Raw genomic sequence first — 2,286 nt, 5'->3', positions numbered from 1 at the left:
CGGCAGCCGCCGCCAGTCGGTCAGCGCGTTGACGTAGTCGGCGAACGCCTCCGCGTCGCTGACGGTGCGCCGCCGCCGGTACGCCGCGGCCATGGGCTCGTACCGGCGCAGGAAGTCCTCGTGCAGCGTGCGCAGCCGGTCCAGGTCCCACCACTGCGCGACCCGCTCGGCGGCGGAGCCGAAGGCGAGGTAGTCACCCCGGAACAGCTCGACGTAGACGTCCAGCCCGTGCCGCTCCAGGGTTTCCCTGGCCTCGTCGTGGAGGTGCGCCGGCGCGATCCAGACCCCGGCCGACACCGTGCCGAAGCCCAGCCAGGCCAGCCGCGAGCGCAGCACGTGGCGCTGGTCCCGCTTGCTCTCCGGCACGCTGAACACCGCGAGCAACCAGCCGTCGGCCGGCGTCGCGCGCTGCCGGGCGAAGATGCGCCGGTCGCCCTCGCGGAGGATCTCGCGGGCGTCGTCGGACAGCTCGTAGCCGGCCACGCCGTCGAGCCGCTTCGCGTCGAGCAGGCCGCGGCGCTTGAGGCGGAAGATCGCCGAGCGGACGGCGGGCTCGTCGACGGCGCACTGCGCGAGCAGCCGGATGATCGACGCCACGCTCATCCAGCCGCCGGCCTCGCGGGCGTACAGGCCGTACACCGTGACGATCAATGCCCGGGGTTTCTGGGCGCGGCCGCCCGAATCGTCCGTCTCCACCGTCACGGGGAAACCCTATCTGATGCGTTCTCTTGACTGCCGTCATGGAATGCGAATACTTGGGGAATGACGTGGGACAATTCGACCGCGCTCAAACCCTCGGCACATGTGGACACCTTCTGCCGCGACCACCTCCCGCCGTTCGACCAGTGGCCCGAGATGGTCTTCGACCTCGACGACGTGCGCTACCCCGACCGGATCAACTGCGCCGTCGAGCTCCTCACCTCCGACCCCGACCACCTCTGCCTGCTCACCCCCGGCGGCGAGCGCTGGACCTACGCCGAGCTGGACCGCACGAGCAACCGGATCGCCGACGTGCTGACCCGCGACCACGGCCTCGTCCCCGGCAACCGGGTCCTGCTCCGCGGTCCCAACAACCCTTGGCTCGTGGCGTGCTGGTTCGCCGTGCTCAAGGCCGGCGGCGTCGTCGTCACGACGATGCCGCTGCTGCGGCCGGCCGAGCTGACCGCCGTCGCCGAGATCGCCCGGGTCGACCTCGCGCTCTGCGACCCGCGGTTCGTCGACGACCTGCGGCTGGCGCGGCTGGGCGGGGCACCGGTCCTGACCTACGGCGAGCTGACCGGCGGGGCCGACGCGTTCGCCGCCGTCGAGACCTCGGCCGACGACGTCGCGATGCTGGCCTTCACCTCCGGCACGACCGGGCAGCCGAAGGCGACCATGCACTTCCACCGCGACGTCCTGGCGATCGCCGACACGTTCTCGCGCCACCTGGTGCGGCCGCGACCCGACGACATCTTCATCGGCACGCCGCCGCTGGCGTTCACGTTCGGGCTCGGCGGCCTGCTGGTGTTCCCGCTGCGGGCGGGCGCCGCCACCCTGCTGGTCGAGAAGGCGACCCCGGACGAGCTGGCCGACCTGGTCGAGCGGCACGCGGCGACGGTCTGCTTCACGGCGCCGACCGCCTACCGGGCGATGCTGCGCGCCGGCCGGCTCGAGCGGCTGCGCAGCCTGCGCCGTGCGGTCTCCGCGGGCGAGCACCTGCCGGCGTCCACGTGGCGCGACTTCTTCGCCGCGACCGGCGTCCGGCTGATCGACGGCATCGGCTCCACGGAGCTGCTGCACGTGTTCATCTCGGCGGCCGACGACGACATCCGGCCCGGCGCCACGGGTCGCGAGGTGCCCGGCTACCGCGCGGCCGTCCTCGACGACGACGGCAACCCGGTGCCGCCCGGCACCCCGGGCCGGCTGGCGGTCAAAGGTCCCACCGGCTGCCGCTACCTCAACGACCCGCGGCAGGCGTCGTACGTCCAAAATGGATGGAACTACACCGGCGACACGTACCTGCGGGACGAGGACGGCTACTTCCACTACCTCGCGCGGCGCGACGACATGATCGTGTCGTCGGGCTACAACATCGCCGGCCCGGAGGTCGAGGAGGCGCTGGCCGGCCACCCGGCGGTCACCGAGTGCTGCGTCGTGGGCGCACCCGACCCGGAGCGGGGCCAGATCGTCAAGGCCTACGTCGTGCTGCGCGACGGCGCGGCCGGCTCGCCTCCGGTCAGGAACGTGTTGGTCAGCGCGAAGACGACCGCCTCCGCGACGTCGTCGGACGTGCCGACCCGATGGGCC

At 72.6% G+C, this 2,286-nt stretch carries 2 protein-coding genes; one reads left to right on the top strand and one right to left on the bottom strand.

Annotated features, from left to right (window positions below; genetic code table 11):
• A partial coding sequence (locus tag AB0H87_RS40870) for a PaaX family transcriptional regulator C-terminal domain-containing protein (protein WP_360158956.1) occupies positions 1-702 on the bottom strand: 702 nt, incomplete at its 3' end.
• A 60-nt stretch (positions 703-762) separates the two neighbouring features.
• On the opposite strand from AB0H87_RS40870, the gene AB0H87_RS40865 reads away from it, so the two are divergent.
• On the top strand, positions 763-2,286 hold a 1,524-nt coding region (locus AB0H87_RS40865), incomplete at its 3' end, for an AMP-binding protein (protein ID WP_360158953.1).

It is taken from the genome of Asanoa sp. NPDC050611 (genome assembly GCF_040654855.1).
GTDB lineage: Bacteria > Actinomycetota > Actinomycetes > Mycobacteriales > Micromonosporaceae > Asanoa.
The sequence above is the reverse complement of the archived record's forward strand: the minus strand, read 5'-3'. Positions and strand labels throughout refer to the sequence as shown.